This window comes from Proteiniphilum sp. LBM24028, assembly GCF_056629195.1.
The window spans coordinates 3,855,689-3,871,389 of sequence record NZ_CM152817.1 but is presented as its reverse complement, the minus strand read 5'-3'; the positions used below and the strand labels follow the sequence as shown (position 1 = coordinate 3,871,389).

Sequence of the window (15,701 nt, the reverse complement as noted above, 5' to 3'; positions counted from 1 at the left end):
TGAATCCTATAATGATCTTTTTCCTTCCTTCAACAGGAGTACAAATTTTCAAAAAAAAAACGAGATAAAAAAATGAACTCTTTTGAAAAAATCTGTTCCAAAACAACAACCCTATTTATCAACTAAATACGTACAAACATCTGTAAATCAATTAATCACCGAGACCAGTCAGGTTAAACATGGTTGATTAACAACACAATACTGAAAAAAAGTTCATTCACTAAAAATTACAAATATATTACATTTTTGTTACTTACCCCCCAAGTATCAACGAGTTTTATTTCATTTTTTTTGAAGCTCCTTATTTATAATCATTCTAATTAAATATTTCTGGAGGTATTAAATTGAAACTTCTTCAACCTAAAACAGCCGTACTTTGATACTTAAATACCGTTCGGGATTCTGACGAATATCTTCGAGCAGTTTTGTCGCAGTATCAATGGTTACATTCAGGCTGTCGTGCAGCTTCGTATCATTCATCAGCAAGCCAAGGGAATTGTCTTTACTGTTCATTTTTCCGGTCAGCATTTTCAAGTTGGTCACTGTCTCATCAATTGAGGCAAACGTATGAGCCAGGTCCATTTGATTCAGTTCGCCGGAAACATTTTTCAAATCGGCCGAGACATTTGAAAGATTACGGCTGATTACTGGCAGGTCGGTCTCCAGTGAGTTTATCAACCTGTTCAGGCTTTCGCTCGAACGGTTCAATTGTATGACGGTATTTCCGATTCCCTCAAGTGAGTGCGTCCACATGGGATGTGCCATTAATTTGTTCAGCGAGTATACCACCGAATCGACACGCAGGAGAATTGAATCAGTCCTGGGCATAACACTTGCCACCTTATCCATCAGGCTTGCCTCCATACCTCCTGTAAGGGTATCGCCGGGTTGAAGGTAAATGTGTGATGATCCCATCACAAGGTTTACCGTGGATGCGCCAAACATGTCGACCCCATATTCAAGGTAACTTCCTTCCGTTATTCGCAGCGGTTCCTTCAAGTTGATTCCCACGGCAAAAAGCATCGGATCATCGCTAATCATACTGATAGTATTGATCAACCCAATCTGATAGCCTTTTACATAGATGGGAGATGAAATGAGCAGTTTGGAAACATCATCAAAAACGGCGTAATACTGGTTCTGCTTTTTGAGGACATTGATACCTTTCAGAAAGTTAATCCCATAATAAAGCATTCCGATACTGGCAATAAAAGTAAGGCCAATGATTGCATATCTGCTTATATTTCTCTTCATAGATTCATTTAATCTTTATTTGATGCGTCGTCCACCTTCAAATTCCACAATAAAGGCATCTTTAAATTTCCTTCTTACTTCTTTGAGAGTCTGTTCAATCTCGCTCTGTTTTTCAGTACTGCCATAAGTATATTTATAGGTGGAACCGTCGGTGTAAAAATCTACCGGACTCAACCCTTTAAAAGCAGATGATCCTTCCGCATATTTACGGGAGGATGTGAGAAACTGAACACGATACTCTTTTTCAGCTCCATCAGCAACGGGTGTTTGCTGCAAAACAGTAGACTTCCTACTGTCGCCGGCGGAACCGGCAAAGACATAGCTTTTCTTGTCATACTCCCGCTTATATTCTTTAAATCCCTGATAGATGGAGGAAGCCAATGAAGACTGTCCGCTCGCACTCTTCAGGTATTTCTCATCATTTCTATTGCTTATATACCCCAGTTCAATAAGGATGCTCGGCATGGCCACCTCTCTCAACACCAGAAAACCTGCCTGACGCACACTGCGGTTAACCCGCTTGGAACTGTTTACCAGCTGATTTTGCACAAGCGTAGCGAAGTAAACACTTTGCGAAAGGAACTCATTGGCCATGAACTCAAAAATGATATAGGACTCGGGCTCATTGGGGTTAAAACCTTCGTATTTCACCGAGTAATCATCTTCGTACATGATCACGGCATTCTCCGCCTTGGCTACATCCAGATTGTCCTTGCTCCGGTGCAAACCCAGTACAAATGTTTCCACTCCCTGAGGAGAGGTACGCCGTCGGTCAAGTGCATTGCAATGAATTGATATGAATAAATCGGCATGGGCCTTATTTGCAATTTCAGCACGTTGGTTTAGTTCCACAAAACGGTCCGAACTACGGGTATACAATACCTTCACGTCGGGATGATTCCGCTCGATGAGTTTCCCCAGTTGTAGGCCGACAGAGAGTACGATATCTTTCTCTTTCGAAACGGAACCCACGGCTCCCGGGTCTTTACCTCCGTGGCCGGGATCAATCACCACTGTAAATTTACCGTTTTGCGGATTGGCAGACTGACCGGAATGAAAAGGCAGAAATACACCCAAGAACAGTAATAAAAGTAGTTTTATACAGGGTTTCATGTGGGTTTTCTTTTTGCAAAAATAGTGATAAATATCGGAATGAAAAAAAATGAGCCACAATATGCGGCTCATTCTTCTTTTCCGTCATGTCCACATGATTATGGCATCAATTCAGCCAGTTTGGCATCGAGGGCGTCACCTGTCAGATTCTTTTCAATGATAATTCCATCCTTATCCAGGAGGACGGTGTGCGGTATACCTTCAATGGCATACAAATCCACGACAGGACTTTCCCAATACTGCAGGTCAGACATCTGCGGCCAGGTCATATTCAAATCTTTAAGGCCCTTCACCCATTTCTCATGATCCTGATCTAGTGAAACACCCACCACCTCAAAACCTTTCGATTTATACTTGTTGTAGGCAGCCACTACGTTGGGCATTTCCTGACGGCAGGGTCCACACCACACAGCCCAGAAGTCGACAAGTACATATTTTCCTTTACCGGCGTAGTCGGATAGCGAGACCTCATTACCTTCGGTATCCTTTAATGTAAAATCGACGAATTTCTTGCCCACAGCCACATTCTCCAGATTTTCCAGCCGCTTAATGATACGTTGAATATTTTTACCCGCTTTGAAATTTTCATCTGTAAGATTGAGAATCTCTTTCTGCTGTTCCGGTGAGAACATGGATGAAGAAGAAAGAAACAGATACTTCCCAAGTTCGTTTCCGATATTTTCTTTGATGAAATTAAAATTCAAACCGTTGAGCTGCTCGCTTATATTGTCGTATGTCATATTGATTTCTGCCTCCAGAGAATCGGTCATCGTTCCTTCGGCATTTGCAGTATTGTATTGCTCCATTACACCGCGGATAGTTTTCATCAGCGCTTTCTGCTTTATTCTGAAATCTGTATAGGCATCATTTACCTTTGTACCTTTCACTGTTACTATGGTGTCAAACAACACCTCTATCCTTCCCGGCTCAATCAATACAGGCACCCTGCTCTCCTGCTGCGGATTGATTGTTTCGTCAAGCGAGATGAAGCGAAGTAACGTACTGTCTGCCACCCCCTTTAACGAGAATGAGCCATTTGTTACCACCAACGTATCCACAACATTCATGGTCTCATCGGTCATTTGCTGTACATACACATTGGTGCCTTCATATGATTCATCTGCAATCGTACCATTGACCGTGTAATTCTTACCATTCTGGCAGGAAAGCAGAAATGCGGCAGTGAAGAAAAAGAACAATAACTTCCTCATTTTAATTTCTTTTTTATGTTTAAACCACGGCAAAGATATGTAAAATGTCTTCATTAAATATGTATTTCGTTCTTTTTAATATAAAAAAACGCTACCTTTGAAATAAAAATTCACAATAATTATATATATGAGTACGATGGTGGCACCGTCGCTGTTGGCGGCTGATTTTTTAAACCTGGAAAAAGACGTGGAGATGCTCAATCGAAGTGAGGCAGACTGGATCCATCTTGATATCATGGATGGCGTTTTCGTGCCGAATATCTCTTTTGGATTTCCGATAATCAGTCTTTTAAAAAAGGTAACAAACAAGCCTATGGATGCCCATCTGATGATTGTTGAACCTGACAAATTTATCGATGAGATAGCTGCTACGGGCGCCACCTATATGAATGTGCACTATGAAGCTTGTACTCACCTGCACAGGGTAGTGCAGGAGATCAGAAAAAAAGGGATGAAGCCGGCGGTCACATTGAATCCGCACACCCCGGTATTTCTGCTGGAGGATATCCTGTCCGATCTGGACATGGTACTGCTAATGTCCGTAAACCCGGGTTTTGGGGGACAGCGCTTTATTGAGCATTCACTGAAAAAAGTAGACCAGCTCAAGAAAATGATTCTGAAACAACATACTTCTACCCTGATTGAGGTGGATGGAGGAGTAAACCTTGAAACAGGACGAAGACTGGTTGATGCAGGTGCCGATGTGCTTGTTGCCGGCAGCTTTGTCTTTTCTTCGGAAAACCCCGAAGATACTATCCGGATGTTACGGGCTTTGTAAAAGTCATGTACCGCTGCTTCTGACTACTGTTATCGCTTATTCTCTGCCTGAGCGGTTGTTGTTTTTATTTTGTGGCGCGTAAACAATGAACGGTTTTATCGGGAAAGCACCATTCTTACGCTTGCTTTTACCTGTTATGGCAGGTATCATGGCCTGTGTCCTGTTTCCAGCATGGACACCCAATGTTCATTGGTTTTTTCTTACAGGACTGATCTTCATGGTGCTCACCTACGTTATTGGCAAAAAGCTCCGGTATCCCGGCCGGTGGATGTTCGGAGCCGGTTTATACCTTTTTCTCTTTTCGCTTACTCTTTTACAGTACCGGGAACAGGAAAGAAACAGAGAATTCCTTTTTCCAAATGAGCCGCGATATTATATAGGAATACTCCTTGACATTCCTGAAGTGAAACCCCGCTCCATCGCCTGTAATGTGGCAATTGTATATCCTTATCGGCAAAAGGTAAAGTTATATCTTGCCCCTGACAACGAAGCCGGGTCCTTGAAACCGGGCGATGAGATCATCTTTTATACAAGAATGCAACCATTCAGAAACTTCGGCAATCCTGACGATTTCGATTATGTGCGTTACATGAAAATAAAAGGCTTCGCCGGAACGGCTTATATCTCCGCGTTGGAGTGGCAGAAAACAGGTCGCCAATCCCATGCCATTATGCTACGGTCACAGCGTTTGCGGACAAAGATACTGGCAATGTACCGTTCACTGATCCGCGAAAAGGACGCCTGTGCCCTTATCTCTGCCCTCACACTAGGGTACCGGGAAGACCTCTCCGACGATGTTCAGGAGGCATTCAGAGCTTCCGGCACTGCACATGTACTGGCTGTGAGCGGGCTGCATGTCGGCATCGTCTACCTTATCATAGACCTGCTGTTCTCATTCCTGGGAAAGTCGGGCAGGAGATATGTCTTACGCCAAGGGTTGGTCATCCTGACACTGTGGTACTACGTGTTTCTTACAGGCGGATCTGCTTCCGTGATGCGTGCAGCCATCATGGTCTCCATTTTCTGTCTCGGCAACATGCAACACAGGAAAGGATTTACATACAACACGCTGGCAGCGGCAGCTTTTTTTATTCTCCTGTTCAGTCCGTTCAGCCTCTTCGATGTGAGCTTTCAAATGAGTTTTGGTGCAGTAGCGGCTATTCTCTATTTTCAGCCGAAATTATATGGCCTGTATACTCCGAAAGGACAGATAGTGAAATACATGTGGGGTCTGTTGACCGTCTCAACATCTGCACAGATGGGCGTCTTCCCGTTGGTACTCTATTACTTCGGCACCTTCCCTGTCTGGTTTTTCTTGACCAACCTGCTGGTTGTACCCTTAATCGGGATCGTGATATATGCCGCCGCGGCACTCATGGCCGTAGGTGCAATAAACCGGGTAGCAGCCGGAGCCATGGACGGCATGGAATCCGTCTTTCAATGGGTTGCTGAAACACTCGCCAACGTCACCTTGCGTATCGTCCATATTTTCGAATCACTCCCTTTCGCTCAACTTACCGACAACTATATTTCGTTCATTCAGATGCTTCTGTTAATTACCTTTGTCTTTTCCTTTACCGGATTTGTCTTTTCCCACCGTGCCCGACCATTATTAATCGCCCTGACGTCGATGCTTGCGTTTCAGTTGATTTCACTGCAGAAAGAAATATTTAAGCCTGCTCCCCAGCTGGTGGTATTCAACAATTCCGGCAGAAGCGAGATAGCCCTGTTCGCAGAAGGGAAACGCCATTTCCTGAATATCCCCGGAAACGGAGTCCTGCCACACTTCCGGAAGCGTGTTCTTCGTCTCTCTGATAATTCACTCGCCGGCTTCATTGCCGAATCACCATTCCGGGTAGACGTACTGGTCCTCTCCGAAAATGCCGGATTCCACATCGGACAACTGCTCCTGCTCATTGAACCATCTCTCATCGTTCTGGACAGTTCTCTTCCGCGCAATACCGCAAACTGCATGAATGCCGAGTGCCTTCGGCTGGGTATCGATGTGCACAATGTCACACAAGAGGGTGCCTTTTCCCTGATTTTTTAGTACTTTTGTTGCCACATTGCAAAAGATTACACCAAAATGAATTTGACAAATCCGATCTCTGAGTTAATTCACCCGGCAAAAGTAGCAGCAATTACAGATGCTGTGGAGAGATCAGAAAAAATTGTGATTACCACCCATCTTTCACCCGACGGTGATGCACTGGGTTCCTCTCTCGCTCTGTATCATTATCTCAAAGGAAGGGGAAAACAGGTACGAATTATAGTACCCAATTCATTCCCTTACTTCCTGAAATGGATGAAGGGGGCCAATGAGGTGGAAATTTACGAGTACAATCCATCCGCAGCTCAACATATCCTTCATCATACGGATCTTATTTTCGCACTCGACTACAATATTCCGAAAAGAACGGGAGATATGGGCGTCGCCCTGGAAACATCACCGGCAAAAAAGATTCTGGTCGATCATCATCTTTTTCCGGGAAACATATTTGACATTGTCGTATCCCATCCTGAAATATCTTCCACCAGCGAACTCATATTCAGGCTATTATTCCAGGCAGGCAAATACGATGAAATCACCCTGGCCGAAGCAGAATGTATCTATTGCGGCATGATGACCGACACCGGAGGGTTTACCTTTAACTCCAGTGATCCCGAGATATTTGAAATCATCAGCCTTTTACTAAGAAAAAAGATCGATAAGGATGCCATCTATTCGCATGTCTTTCACAATTATTCTGAAGCGCGCTTCAGACTGCTTGGGTTCACCCTGTCGCAGCGCATGGATATTTATCACGATCTGCATGCAGCGCTCATCTATCTTTCAAAGGAGGATCAGGCACAATTCCGGTTCAGTAAAGGGGATACGGAAGGTTTCGTGAATTATCCGCTCAGCATCAAAGATATTATCTTCTCCACCTTCATCCGGGAAGACGAGGGTTTGACAAAACTTTCGTTTCGCTCACAGCTTTCATTTCCATGCAATGAATTTGCAGCTGAATTCTTTAATGGCGGCGGGCACCTAAACGCCTCTGGAGGAGAGCATTACGGAACCTTCGAGGAAGCGCTGCGCATCTATGCCGACGGGTTAAAAGCCTATGAGGGCAAGCTGAAACAAGCCATCAGCCAACTATGATCATTTTTTAAAAACTAACTTTTATTTCAATGTTACGGTTGGTTTATTTAAAGCAGATTGTGTACTTTTGTAATTCAATAAAGTGAGTTGTTTTATTTAAACGACAGATTCATATGAAGCATTTATATCTCATTGTAATTTTCCTTGGTGGATTATTATTTTTCGTTGTATCCTGCAAGGACACCATGACCTATGCCGATTATCTGAAGGCAGAAGAAAAAGCCATCGACCTGTTTATAGACTCCAATCATCTCACCATTCTCAAGGACTTTCCATCGGATAGTACCTTCGAAGAGAACGAATTTTATAAAGATCCTGCTACTGGAGTTTATTTTCATGTGATCGACTATGGCAACAAGAGCCAGAAGCTGCAATGGAAGGAGGAGGTATATGTTCGTTTCAGCGGTTTGAACTATTTCAACACAGGCGACACTACCCGATACTCCAATCTAAAGAGTCTTTATCCGGAAGAGATCGTATTCATAGGACCGGTAACCTCATCCACGAAAGGCAATTACAGTATGCCCGGATGGATCGTTCCCCTCAGCTACGTGGGACACCTCGGCAAAGTAAAAATGATTGTTCCCTTTAATATGGGATCTTCCTATGATCAGTCGAAGTATGAGCCAACCTACTATGACATGGTACAGTACCGGTTTGAAAATCAATACTGATCATTTTAACGGCCTCTCTTTGCATCTCTCTGTAAAATCACCAGCTAATGATATTATTAAAAAATCACTTTTCAATATAAAAGTACCCATATGACATTGATCAAATCCATATCAGGTATCAGAGGAACCATTGGTGGAAAAGCGGGTGAAAACCTTACGCCACTGGATATTGTAAAATTTACAGCTGCGTATGCAGCCTTTATCCGAAAATCAACCGGAGAAGACCGACCAAGGATTGTGGTGGGGCGCGATGCCCGCATTTCCGGAGAAATGGTACACCGGATCATCACCGGTACGCTGACAGGGATGGGTTGCGACGTAACCGACATCGGACTGGCAACGACACCCACCACAGAAATTGCTGTTCCCAAAGAAAAGGCTGCAGGCGGCATCATCATCACCGCAAGCCACAATCCCAAACAGTGGAATGCTCTGAAGCTGCTTAATCACCAGGGTGAATTCCTCAACGCAGAAGAGGGAAAAGAAATCCTCAATATTGCCGAAGCGGAAGATTTTTCGTTTTCCACTGTGAATGAACTGGGTCAGATTACACAAAAGCAATATCTCCACGAGCATATACAAGGCATTTTGTCCCTCCCTTTGGTGGACAAAGAGGCGATCAAGGCGGCCAATTTCAGGGTAGCCGTCGACAGTGTGAATTCAGTAGGCGGCTTTGCCATTCCTGAATTATTGTACGCCCTGGGAGTAAAGGAGATCTTTAAATTGCACTGTGCCCCCCATGGTAACTTCTCCCACAATCCGGAGCCCTTGCCGCAACACCTTACAGAGCTCTCTTCACTCACCCGCAGTTCCAAGGCAAGTGTGGGTTTCGCCGTAGATCCCGATGTGGACCGGCTGGCCATCTATTGTGAAGATGGTGAACCCTTTGGCGAAGAATATACCCTGGTAGCTGTGTCCGACTATGTGTTACAGCATACGCCGGGCAACACTGTATCCAACCTCAGCTCAAGCCGTGCCCTGCGAGATGTTACAACTGCCAGAGGCGGTAATTATTATGCCGCAGCAGTGGGCGAGGTGAATGTCGTGACAAAAATGAAGGAAGTGAAAGCCGTGATCGGTGGCGAGGGAAATGGCGGTGTCATTTATCCCGACTCCCATTATGGTCGCGACGCGCTCGTGGGCATTGCATTGTTTCTTACCTGCCTGGCAAAATCGGGAAAAACACCTTCGGCACTGAAGGCAACCCTGCCTGCCTATTTTATGGCCAAACAAAAGGTGGAGCTCACACCAGACATCAACACAGATGCAATACTGGAAAAGATGAAAGAAAGATTCAGAGACCAGCAGGTAACCCATATCGACGGTGTAAAAATCGATTTCCCGGACAAGTGGGTACATCTGCGAAAATCGAATACCGAACCAATCATCCGGGTCTATTCGGAAGCACACTCTCAGGAAGAAGCGGAAGAAATTGGCAAACAAATCATCGATATGATCAGGGATCTTGCCTAAAGTCGCATCAAACAGCCTTTTTATCACACAATTGCCACATCATTTTTTTTGACGTGGCAATTGCGTTAAATAATAAGATAAAGCCAAGAATGAATGAAAGATACATTGATCAGTCGCGATGATTTGCGCGGCCTGCATCCTGTTTTGCGGGGCAAATACGGCGACATGCTGATTGACTTCGGTATCAAAATATCGGCGTTGCACGTCCCCAATGAGATTTACAATCGTTCAAAACATCTTACAGGTCCGGCATTCTGTAAGGATGTTCTGGATAAACTGGGGATAAAGCGCACTATTCGGAATGAGCAGGTACTGCAGAACTTCAAGGACAAACCGTTTATCACCGTCTCCAATCATGCGTACGGCCACATCGACGGCATAGCTGCCATAGAGACGGTGGGCAGCCGGGTAGATCATTACAAGATGATGGTCAACATTATTCTCTCCTTTGTGGATACGATGGCAGAAAATTTCATTACCGTAAATCCAATGAAAAATGAAGAGAAAAACCGGTTCACCTTCGCCGGTATCAGAGAAAGTATTGCTCATCTACGGGAGGGCTATCCGATGGGGTTTTTCCCGTCGGGAGCTGTTTCCAACCTTTATTTCAGAAAAGGAAAATTTCAGATTGAAGACAGAGAGTGGCAGCCGGCAGTATTAAAGATTATCCAGAAAATGAAAATACCGGTCATCCCCATGCATATCTCCGGCCAGAACAGTCGCTCCTTTTATCTGTCGAAGGTATTTGGCTGGAAGTTCCGTAACCTCAGACTCTGTCACGAACTATACAACAAAAAAGGCAAAGAGATGATCATCACTTTTGGAGATCCGGTAATGCCGGAAGAGATTGATCAGTTCGGGGATGAGACTGCACGGTTGGGAGAATTCCTGAAAGCAAGGACATACGCTTTGAAATAATTGTTTATCTTTGAATTCTCAAACAACACAGTATGGTCAAGTACTCTCTGCAACAAGTCAAGCAACGTTTCGGCATCATTGGCAACACTCCCGAGCTGGATCGCGCCATCGATGTGGCACTGCAGGTCGCTCCTACCGACCTGTCGGTACTTATTACAGGAGAAAGTGGCGTTGGGAAAGAAAATTTTCCGCAGATCATACATCTTCACAGCAAGAGAAAACATGGTCCCTACTTTGCCATCAACTGCGGCTCTATTCCCGAGGGAACCATTGACTCTGAGCTCTTCGGGCACGAGAAAGGCTCTTTCACGGGTGCTACCGGCACCAGGAAAGGTTATTTCGAAGTGGCCGACGGCGGCACACTCTTCCTCGACGAGGCAGGTGAACTACCCCTGTCCACACAGGCACGTCTGCTGCGGGTACTCGAAAGCGGAGAATTCATCAAGGTAGGATCTTCAAAGGTTGAAAAGAGTGATGTAAGGGTAGTGGCAGCTACCAACATGGATATGGTGAGAGCCGTGGAACAGGGAAAGTTTCGTGAGGACTTGTACTACCGGCTTAATTCTGTTCCTATCCGCATACCGCCCTTGCGGGACAGGAAAGAGGATATCCCCCTTCTTTTCAGGAAATTTGCCGGTGACTGCGCCGAAAAATACATGATGCCCTCCATCACCCTTACCGACGAGGCAAGGGAGATGTTAAAGAACTACCGTTGGCCCGGAAATATACGCCAGCTGAAGAACATCACCGAACAGATATCCATCATTGAACAGGAACGTGTGATTGATGCCGATATCCTGCAGAAATACCTGCCCCACAACGAGGTTGGCATGCTTCCAGTCCCCTTGTCGCAGCTTCATGATACCGAACGAAAGTCGTTTGCCAACGAACGGGAGATATTGTACCAGGTTCTTTTCGACATGAAAAAAGATATCACCGACCTGAAGCAGGTAGTGAAAAGCATGATGGAAAGTTCCGGTCAGTCGGCAGCTGATTTTGGACCATCCTCAAACAGTATTCGTACCGCATCTGTCATTCATGAAGAGCAACCCCGCGTATCGGTCCCCGTAAAGTACGAAGCAATTCCCAAGAGCATACAGCTTGATGAGACGGGGAAGAATGATATTCAGGAAGCAACCGAATACGAAGAAAGCGCACTGTCAATCAGCGAAGTGGAAAAAGAGATGATCCTCAGGGCGCTTGAACGGCATAACGGCAAGCGTAAACTGGCTGCCGCCGATTTAGGTATTTCCGAGCGGACTCTTTACCGCAAGATTAAGGAATATAGTCTTGAATGTTGATTATCAGCGACAAAAGGGAACAAGTATGAAAATCCACATACACAGGCATTATTTCGTCCACATTGTGATTCTCTTCTCGATGATCGGCATCGTAAGTTCATGTAGACTGTCTTATTCTTTCAGGACGGCTTCCATAGATTATGACCTTACCAAGACTCTCTCCATCGGACACTTTATCAATCAGGCTCCCCTGGTATACCCTCCCCTGGAACAGCGTTTTAATGAAGAGATGAAAGACATGTTTACCCGCAACACGCGTTTACAGCTTGTGAATCAGAACGCCGACATGGAGATTGAGGGTGAAATTGTAGGTTATGAACTTACACCTCTGGCTGTGCAGGAAGATGCATTTGCTTCAGAAACCCGTCTGACGATGACGGTAAGGATGCGTTTTCGAAACAATAAGATCGATGTGCCCGAGACGCAGGAAACAATCTCCGCCAACCGTACATTCTCCAGCAACACTGTTTTCGATACGGTACAGGATCGGCTGATCAATGAGCTGATCGACGAAATTGTAGATCAGATATTTAATGCCACCATGGCAAACTGGTAACTCAATGGACAAGGACAAGCTTTACAAATTCATCGAAGAACCCGACACACTGATAACTGCCACTGAAGAGACACTTAAAACAGTGGTGGAAACTTACCCCTTTTTCCAGACCTCCCGATTGTTGTACACCAAATATCTGGATATGACAGATAGCGATCGTTACGTAAAAGAGCTCGGCACAACAGCTGTGATGTGTGCCGACAGGAGAAAGCTGTTCTATCTGATTTACGGGAAAAGCTATCGCAAGCAACTTACCCAGCCAGATGCAATTCATAATAGTGCGAAAGACAGAACCGAAGAGTTGCTTGATTCCTTCCTCACCTCACTTGGCGGGAGTGATATGAGTGAGACGACAACACTTGACAATGAAGCTCTGAATATTGTATCGATCGACTATTTCTCCTATCTGGAGCCGATGGAGGGAGAGAGGACTGCAGGTCCGTCAGAAGACCGGAAACTTCAACACCACGACATCATTGATGCCTTTATTGAAAAAGCTGCGACCGAGCCACTGTTCACTCCATATCAACCGGAAGTGAGGACAGATAATCAAAAAACCACTTCTGAAGAGGATGCCGGTGAATTTCTGACTGAAACATTGGCAAAAATCTATATCAAACAAAAAAAATATGAACAGGCGCTTACAATTATTAAACGTTTAAGTTTGAATTTTCCAAAAAAAAGTATTTACTTTGCCGACCAAATTCGTTTTCTGGAATTTTTGATTATGAATCAACATTTTGTTAAGTGAAAACGGAATTTTTTCTGTAAGAATTAAAACGAACAATATATGTATCTCTTTATTACAATCCTTATTCTGCTGGCTTCCATTCTGATGATCCTTGCCGTACTGGTACAAAAATCGAAAGGCGGCGGACTGGCAAGCGGATTTTCATCATCGAACCAGATCATGGGTGTACGGAAAACAACCGACTTTCTGGAAAAATTCACCTGGACTCTTGCAGGTATCGTAATGGTACTGAGCATCCTGACTGCCAAATACACTGCTTCGCACAGCAATGCACCGCAATCGCAGGTGGAAGTGCAACAACCTGCACCACTCAACCCTGCCACCGCTCCCGATGTGACTCCCGGCTTGCCCGTACCTTCGCAGGTTCCAGCACAGCCAACCCCCGAAAATGGAACACCCGCAGAATAAACTTTTGTGCGCATCTTCTACATCTTCCTGCTTTGGTTGCTTCCCTTATTTGTCGATGCACAGGTAATCACATATGATACCATACCCGTGGCTCCGGACGATGAGCGAAATATTCATCGTTCCGGACAATCACGTAGTTTTACGGGAAAAGAGACATCCACCGGCATAAGGCGCGGAGACACAGAGAAGGGTCGTACTGCCATATTTGACAGGAGTAAAATTCGTATTGGCGCAAATCTCGGCTTGTCCGTGAGCCGAAACTATACAAGACTAGGCTTTGGTCCGCAGGCGGGATATCAGTTCAACCGCTATTTCATGGCGGGTGCCGGCATTAAATACTACTACTCGAAAGCAAGAACATCGGAATATACTGTCAGAGATAATTTACTGGGAGCAAACCTGTTTGGCTATTTTTATCCACTTTCTTTCATCACTGTTTTTGTACAACCCGAAACAAACTATATCTGGTCTGCTTTCACAAGGGAGTCTACAAAAGAAACAACCTCGCATAGCGGCCTTGTCCCCTCATTGATCGTAGGCGCAGGGGTTCGCCTGGGCCGCTCCCATATCACACTCAATTACGATCTTATCCAGCACGATTATTCTCCCCACCCCAGTGGCATCTACCTGGGTGTATCGGCATTCTTCTAGCGGAATACAATATCCCTTACGATGGGAATTTCAGCGTAATCATTCATCTTCCTGATCAGCCCCTCCTTGTTCATTGTCAGTTCCGCGCGAAGAACGGCCGATGTAAGATGTACATAGAGGATATTACGACGGAAATAAACCTCCCCTGTATATTTCGAGACACCCTCCCCCAGCACCTCATGCCATCCTCTGACGGCACGATGTTCGGCCAGCCTGACCTTTAACGTACTATTTTCATCGAAAAAATCAGAAAGTGCCCGGGACAAAGGTTGTGCGTTCTTTTTCAACATTTCTTTTTATTCATTTATCCGATTTATCTCTCCGTCTATCACCGAGTAGATATGCGCGTTATTATCGGCACGTTCCAGAATTCTGTCGAGTGATTCCCTGTTGGTATCGGAGATAAAAATCTGTCCGAAGCCATGACCGGAGACAAGCTTCACAATCTCCTCCACACGATGCATATCGAGCCGGTCGAAAATATCATCCAGCAGCAATATCGGAGTAGTATGCCCTGTTTGCAGCAAAAAATGAAATTGTGCCAGCTTCAGTGATACAAAGTAGGTCTTGTTCTGTCCCTGTGATCCCACTTTTTTAATGGGATAGCCGCCGAGCAGCATTTCCAGTTCATCGCGATGAATTCCAGTGGTAGTATGTCCCATTGCCATGTCGCGTTGTCTGTTTCTGCCGAGCATCTCCCCAAAATCAGCTTCATTGAGCTGGGAAATATAATCGAAGGAGACCTGCTCCCCGGATTGACTGATACGTGCATAAAAATCATTGAAGATGGGTATGAATTCATCGATAAATGCTTTGCGCTTCCGATGGATGAGGCTCCCCTCTTCAATCATCTGGTCTTCCCAAAGTTCCAGCAAGGTTGTATCAATAGCTTCTTCTTCATTTTTCAGTAGCACATTCCGCTGAAGCAAGGCTTTGGTATACCTTACCAGCGCACGCAGATACTCCTTGTCGAACTGGGAGATGGCCATATCCAGAAACTTGCGTCGTATTTCGCTGCCCCCGGTTATCAGCTCATTGTCGGCCGGTGAGATCATCACGAGGGGAATCAATCCGATATGATCGGAAAGACGTTCATACTCCTTCTTGTTGCGTTTAAACTGTTTCTTCTGCCGCCGCCGGATAGCGCTGTAAATCTCTTCACGGGTACTCTCTTCCGACAGGAATTTACCCTGTAGCATACACACATCGGCATCGTGGTGTATGATCTGCGAGTCTATGGGATTGGTATAACTTTTACAAAAAGAGAGATAATAGACTGCATCGAGCAGATTAGTCTTCCCCATGCCGTTGTTGCCTATGAAGCAGTTTATTTTGGGGGAAAGCTGCAGTTCTGCCTGCACCAGATTCTTATAGTTGATGATGGATAATTCTTCTAAAATCATGCTGCTTACATCGTTATTTCACATACCAGCCATCATATCCGCATACAGGCAGGCTTTTAACAGGC

At 45.1% G+C, this 15,701-nt stretch carries 16 protein-coding genes; 11 read left to right on the top strand and 5 right to left on the bottom strand.

All coding sequences use genetic code 11. The features are described from left to right. Positions 1-360: 360 nt before the first annotated feature. The 3 genes from AC1HCU_RS15540 to AC1HCU_RS15530 all read right to left on the bottom strand — a co-directional run bounded on the left by AC1HCU_RS15540 (position 361) and on the right by AC1HCU_RS15530 (position 3,578). The gene (locus tag AC1HCU_RS15540) at positions 361-1,254 is read right to left on the bottom strand and encodes an MlaD family protein (RefSeq protein WP_321721998.1); all 894 of its coding nucleotides are present in this window, start codon (positions 1,252-1,254) and stop codon (positions 361-363) included. 15 nt (positions 1,255-1,269) lie between these two features. Further along, positions 1,270-2,367 carry an N-acetylmuramoyl-L-alanine amidase family protein gene (locus tag AC1HCU_RS15535; RefSeq protein WP_480367538.1) on the bottom strand — a complete coding sequence of 366 codons (1,098 nt, stop codon included), beginning with the start codon at positions 2,365-2,367 and terminating at the stop codon, positions 1,270-1,272. A gap of 98 nt (positions 2,368-2,465) precedes the next feature. Beyond that, positions 2,466-3,578: a redoxin domain-containing protein gene (locus AC1HCU_RS15530; RefSeq protein ID WP_480367535.1), complete on the bottom strand. Its 1,113-nt coding sequence runs from the start codon at positions 3,576-3,578 to the stop codon at positions 2,466-2,468. 127 nt (positions 3,579-3,705) lie between these two features. On the opposite strand from AC1HCU_RS15530, the gene rpe reads away from it, so the two are divergent. The 11 genes from rpe (at position 3,706) to AC1HCU_RS15475 (ending at position 14,233) form a co-directional block, all read left to right on the top strand. Next, on the top strand, positions 3,706-4,356 hold the full coding sequence (rpe, locus tag AC1HCU_RS15525; RefSeq protein WP_480367533.1) for a ribulose-phosphate 3-epimerase: 651 nt from the start codon (positions 3,706-3,708) through the stop codon (positions 4,354-4,356). 85 nt (positions 4,357-4,441) lie between these two features. Further along, the gene (locus AC1HCU_RS15520) at positions 4,442-6,406 is read left to right on the top strand and encodes a ComEC/Rec2 family competence protein (protein WP_480367530.1); all 1,965 of its coding nucleotides are present in this window, start codon (positions 4,442-4,444) and stop codon (positions 6,404-6,406) included. Between the two features lie 36 nt (positions 6,407-6,442). After that, positions 6,443-7,501, top strand: coding sequence for a DHH family phosphoesterase (locus AC1HCU_RS15515; protein ID WP_480367527.1), 1,059 nt, complete (start codon positions 6,443-6,445; stop codon positions 7,499-7,501). A gap of 113 nt (positions 7,502-7,614) precedes the next feature. Continuing rightward, on the top strand, positions 7,615-8,175 hold the full coding sequence (bamK, locus tag AC1HCU_RS15510; RefSeq protein WP_480367525.1) for a BamK family beta-barrel-assembly machinery protein: 561 nt from the start codon (positions 7,615-7,617) through the stop codon (positions 8,173-8,175). Positions 8,176-8,265: 90 nt separating this feature from the next. Further along, positions 8,266-9,648, top strand: a complete 1,383-nt coding sequence (gene glmM / locus AC1HCU_RS15505; RefSeq protein ID WP_480367522.1) for a phosphoglucosamine mutase — start codon at positions 8,266-8,268, stop codon at positions 9,646-9,648. Positions 9,649-9,741: 93 nt separating this feature from the next. Beyond that, positions 9,742-10,566, top strand: a complete 825-nt coding sequence (locus AC1HCU_RS15500; protein WP_480367519.1) for a 1-acyl-sn-glycerol-3-phosphate acyltransferase — start codon at positions 9,742-9,744, stop codon at positions 10,564-10,566. Between the two features lie 32 nt (positions 10,567-10,598). Beyond that, on the top strand, positions 10,599-11,867 hold the full coding sequence (locus AC1HCU_RS15495; RefSeq protein WP_480367516.1) for a sigma-54 interaction domain-containing protein: 1,269 nt from the start codon (positions 10,599-10,601) through the stop codon (positions 11,865-11,867). Between the two features lie 25 nt (positions 11,868-11,892). Then, a complete protein-coding gene (gene lptE / locus AC1HCU_RS15490) occupies positions 11,893-12,423 on the top strand; it encodes an LPS assembly lipoprotein LptE (protein ID WP_480367514.1) in 531 nt (176 codons plus the stop codon). 4 nt (positions 12,424-12,427) lie between these two features. Next, a complete protein-coding gene (locus tag AC1HCU_RS15485; RefSeq protein ID WP_480367512.1) occupies positions 12,428-13,174 on the top strand; it encodes a tetratricopeptide repeat protein in 747 nt (248 codons plus the stop codon). Between the two features lie 39 nt (positions 13,175-13,213). Continuing rightward, positions 13,214-13,582: a preprotein translocase subunit SecG gene (secG, locus tag AC1HCU_RS15480; RefSeq protein ID WP_480367509.1), complete on the top strand. Its 369-nt coding sequence runs from the start codon at positions 13,214-13,216 to the stop codon at positions 13,580-13,582. A gap of 6 nt (positions 13,583-13,588) precedes the next feature. After that, on the top strand, positions 13,589-14,233 hold the full coding sequence (locus tag AC1HCU_RS15475; protein WP_321722001.1) for a hypothetical protein: 645 nt from the start codon (positions 13,589-13,591) through the stop codon (positions 14,231-14,233). Here AC1HCU_RS15475 and AC1HCU_RS15470 read toward each other — a convergent pair. Together AC1HCU_RS15470 and recF are read right to left on the bottom strand one after the other, a co-directional pair. Continuing rightward, positions 14,230-14,523 (bottom strand): DciA family protein, encoded by a 294-nt coding sequence (locus tag AC1HCU_RS15470; RefSeq protein WP_480367507.1) that lies wholly within the window; start codon positions 14,521-14,523, stop codon positions 14,230-14,232. The genes AC1HCU_RS15475 and AC1HCU_RS15470 overlap by 4 nt on opposite strands. A gap of 6 nt (positions 14,524-14,529) precedes the next feature. Beyond that, positions 14,530-15,636 (bottom strand): DNA replication/repair protein RecF, encoded by a 1,107-nt coding sequence (gene recF / locus AC1HCU_RS15465; protein ID WP_480367505.1) that lies wholly within the window; start codon positions 15,634-15,636, stop codon positions 14,530-14,532. Between the last annotated feature and the right edge of the window lie 65 nt (positions 15,637-15,701).

What these genes read in the sequence shown, in the direction of transcription:
- AC1HCU_RS15540 (WP_321721998.1), bottom strand. Translation starts at nt 1,254, where the DNA reads ATGAAGAGAAATATAAGCAGATATGCAATCATTGGCCTTACTTTTATT.
- AC1HCU_RS15535 (WP_480367538.1), bottom strand. Translation starts at nt 2,367, where the DNA reads ATGAAACCCTGTATAAAACTACTTTTATTACTGTTCTTGGGTGTATTT.
- AC1HCU_RS15530 (WP_480367535.1), bottom strand. Translation starts at nt 3,578, where the DNA reads ATGAGGAAGTTATTGTTCTTTTTCTTCACTGCCGCATTTCTGCTTTCC.
- rpe (WP_480367533.1), top strand. Translation starts at nt 3,706, where the DNA reads ATGAGTACGATGGTGGCACCGTCGCTGTTGGCGGCTGATTTTTTAAAC.
- AC1HCU_RS15520 (WP_480367530.1), top strand. Translation starts at nt 4,442, where the DNA reads ATGAACGGTTTTATCGGGAAAGCACCATTCTTACGCTTGCTTTTACCT.
- AC1HCU_RS15515 (WP_480367527.1), top strand. Translation starts at nt 6,443, where the DNA reads ATGAATTTGACAAATCCGATCTCTGAGTTAATTCACCCGGCAAAAGTA.
- bamK (WP_480367525.1), top strand. Translation starts at nt 7,615, where the DNA reads ATGAAGCATTTATATCTCATTGTAATTTTCCTTGGTGGATTATTATTT.
- glmM (WP_480367522.1), top strand. Translation starts at nt 8,266, where the DNA reads ATGACATTGATCAAATCCATATCAGGTATCAGAGGAACCATTGGTGGA.
- AC1HCU_RS15500 (WP_480367519.1), top strand. Translation starts at nt 9,742, where the DNA reads ATGAAAGATACATTGATCAGTCGCGATGATTTGCGCGGCCTGCATCCT.
- AC1HCU_RS15495 (WP_480367516.1), top strand. Translation starts at nt 10,599, where the DNA reads ATGGTCAAGTACTCTCTGCAACAAGTCAAGCAACGTTTCGGCATCATT.
- lptE (WP_480367514.1), top strand. Translation starts at nt 11,893, where the DNA reads ATGAAAATCCACATACACAGGCATTATTTCGTCCACATTGTGATTCTC.
- AC1HCU_RS15485 (WP_480367512.1), top strand. Translation starts at nt 12,428, where the DNA reads ATGGACAAGGACAAGCTTTACAAATTCATCGAAGAACCCGACACACTG.
- secG (WP_480367509.1), top strand. Translation starts at nt 13,214, where the DNA reads ATGTATCTCTTTATTACAATCCTTATTCTGCTGGCTTCCATTCTGATG.
- AC1HCU_RS15470 (WP_480367507.1), bottom strand. Translation starts at nt 14,523, where the DNA reads ATGTTGAAAAAGAACGCACAACCTTTGTCCCGGGCACTTTCTGATTTT.
- recF (WP_480367505.1), bottom strand. Translation starts at nt 15,636, where the DNA reads ATGATTTTAGAAGAATTATCCATCATCAACTATAAGAATCTGGTGCAG.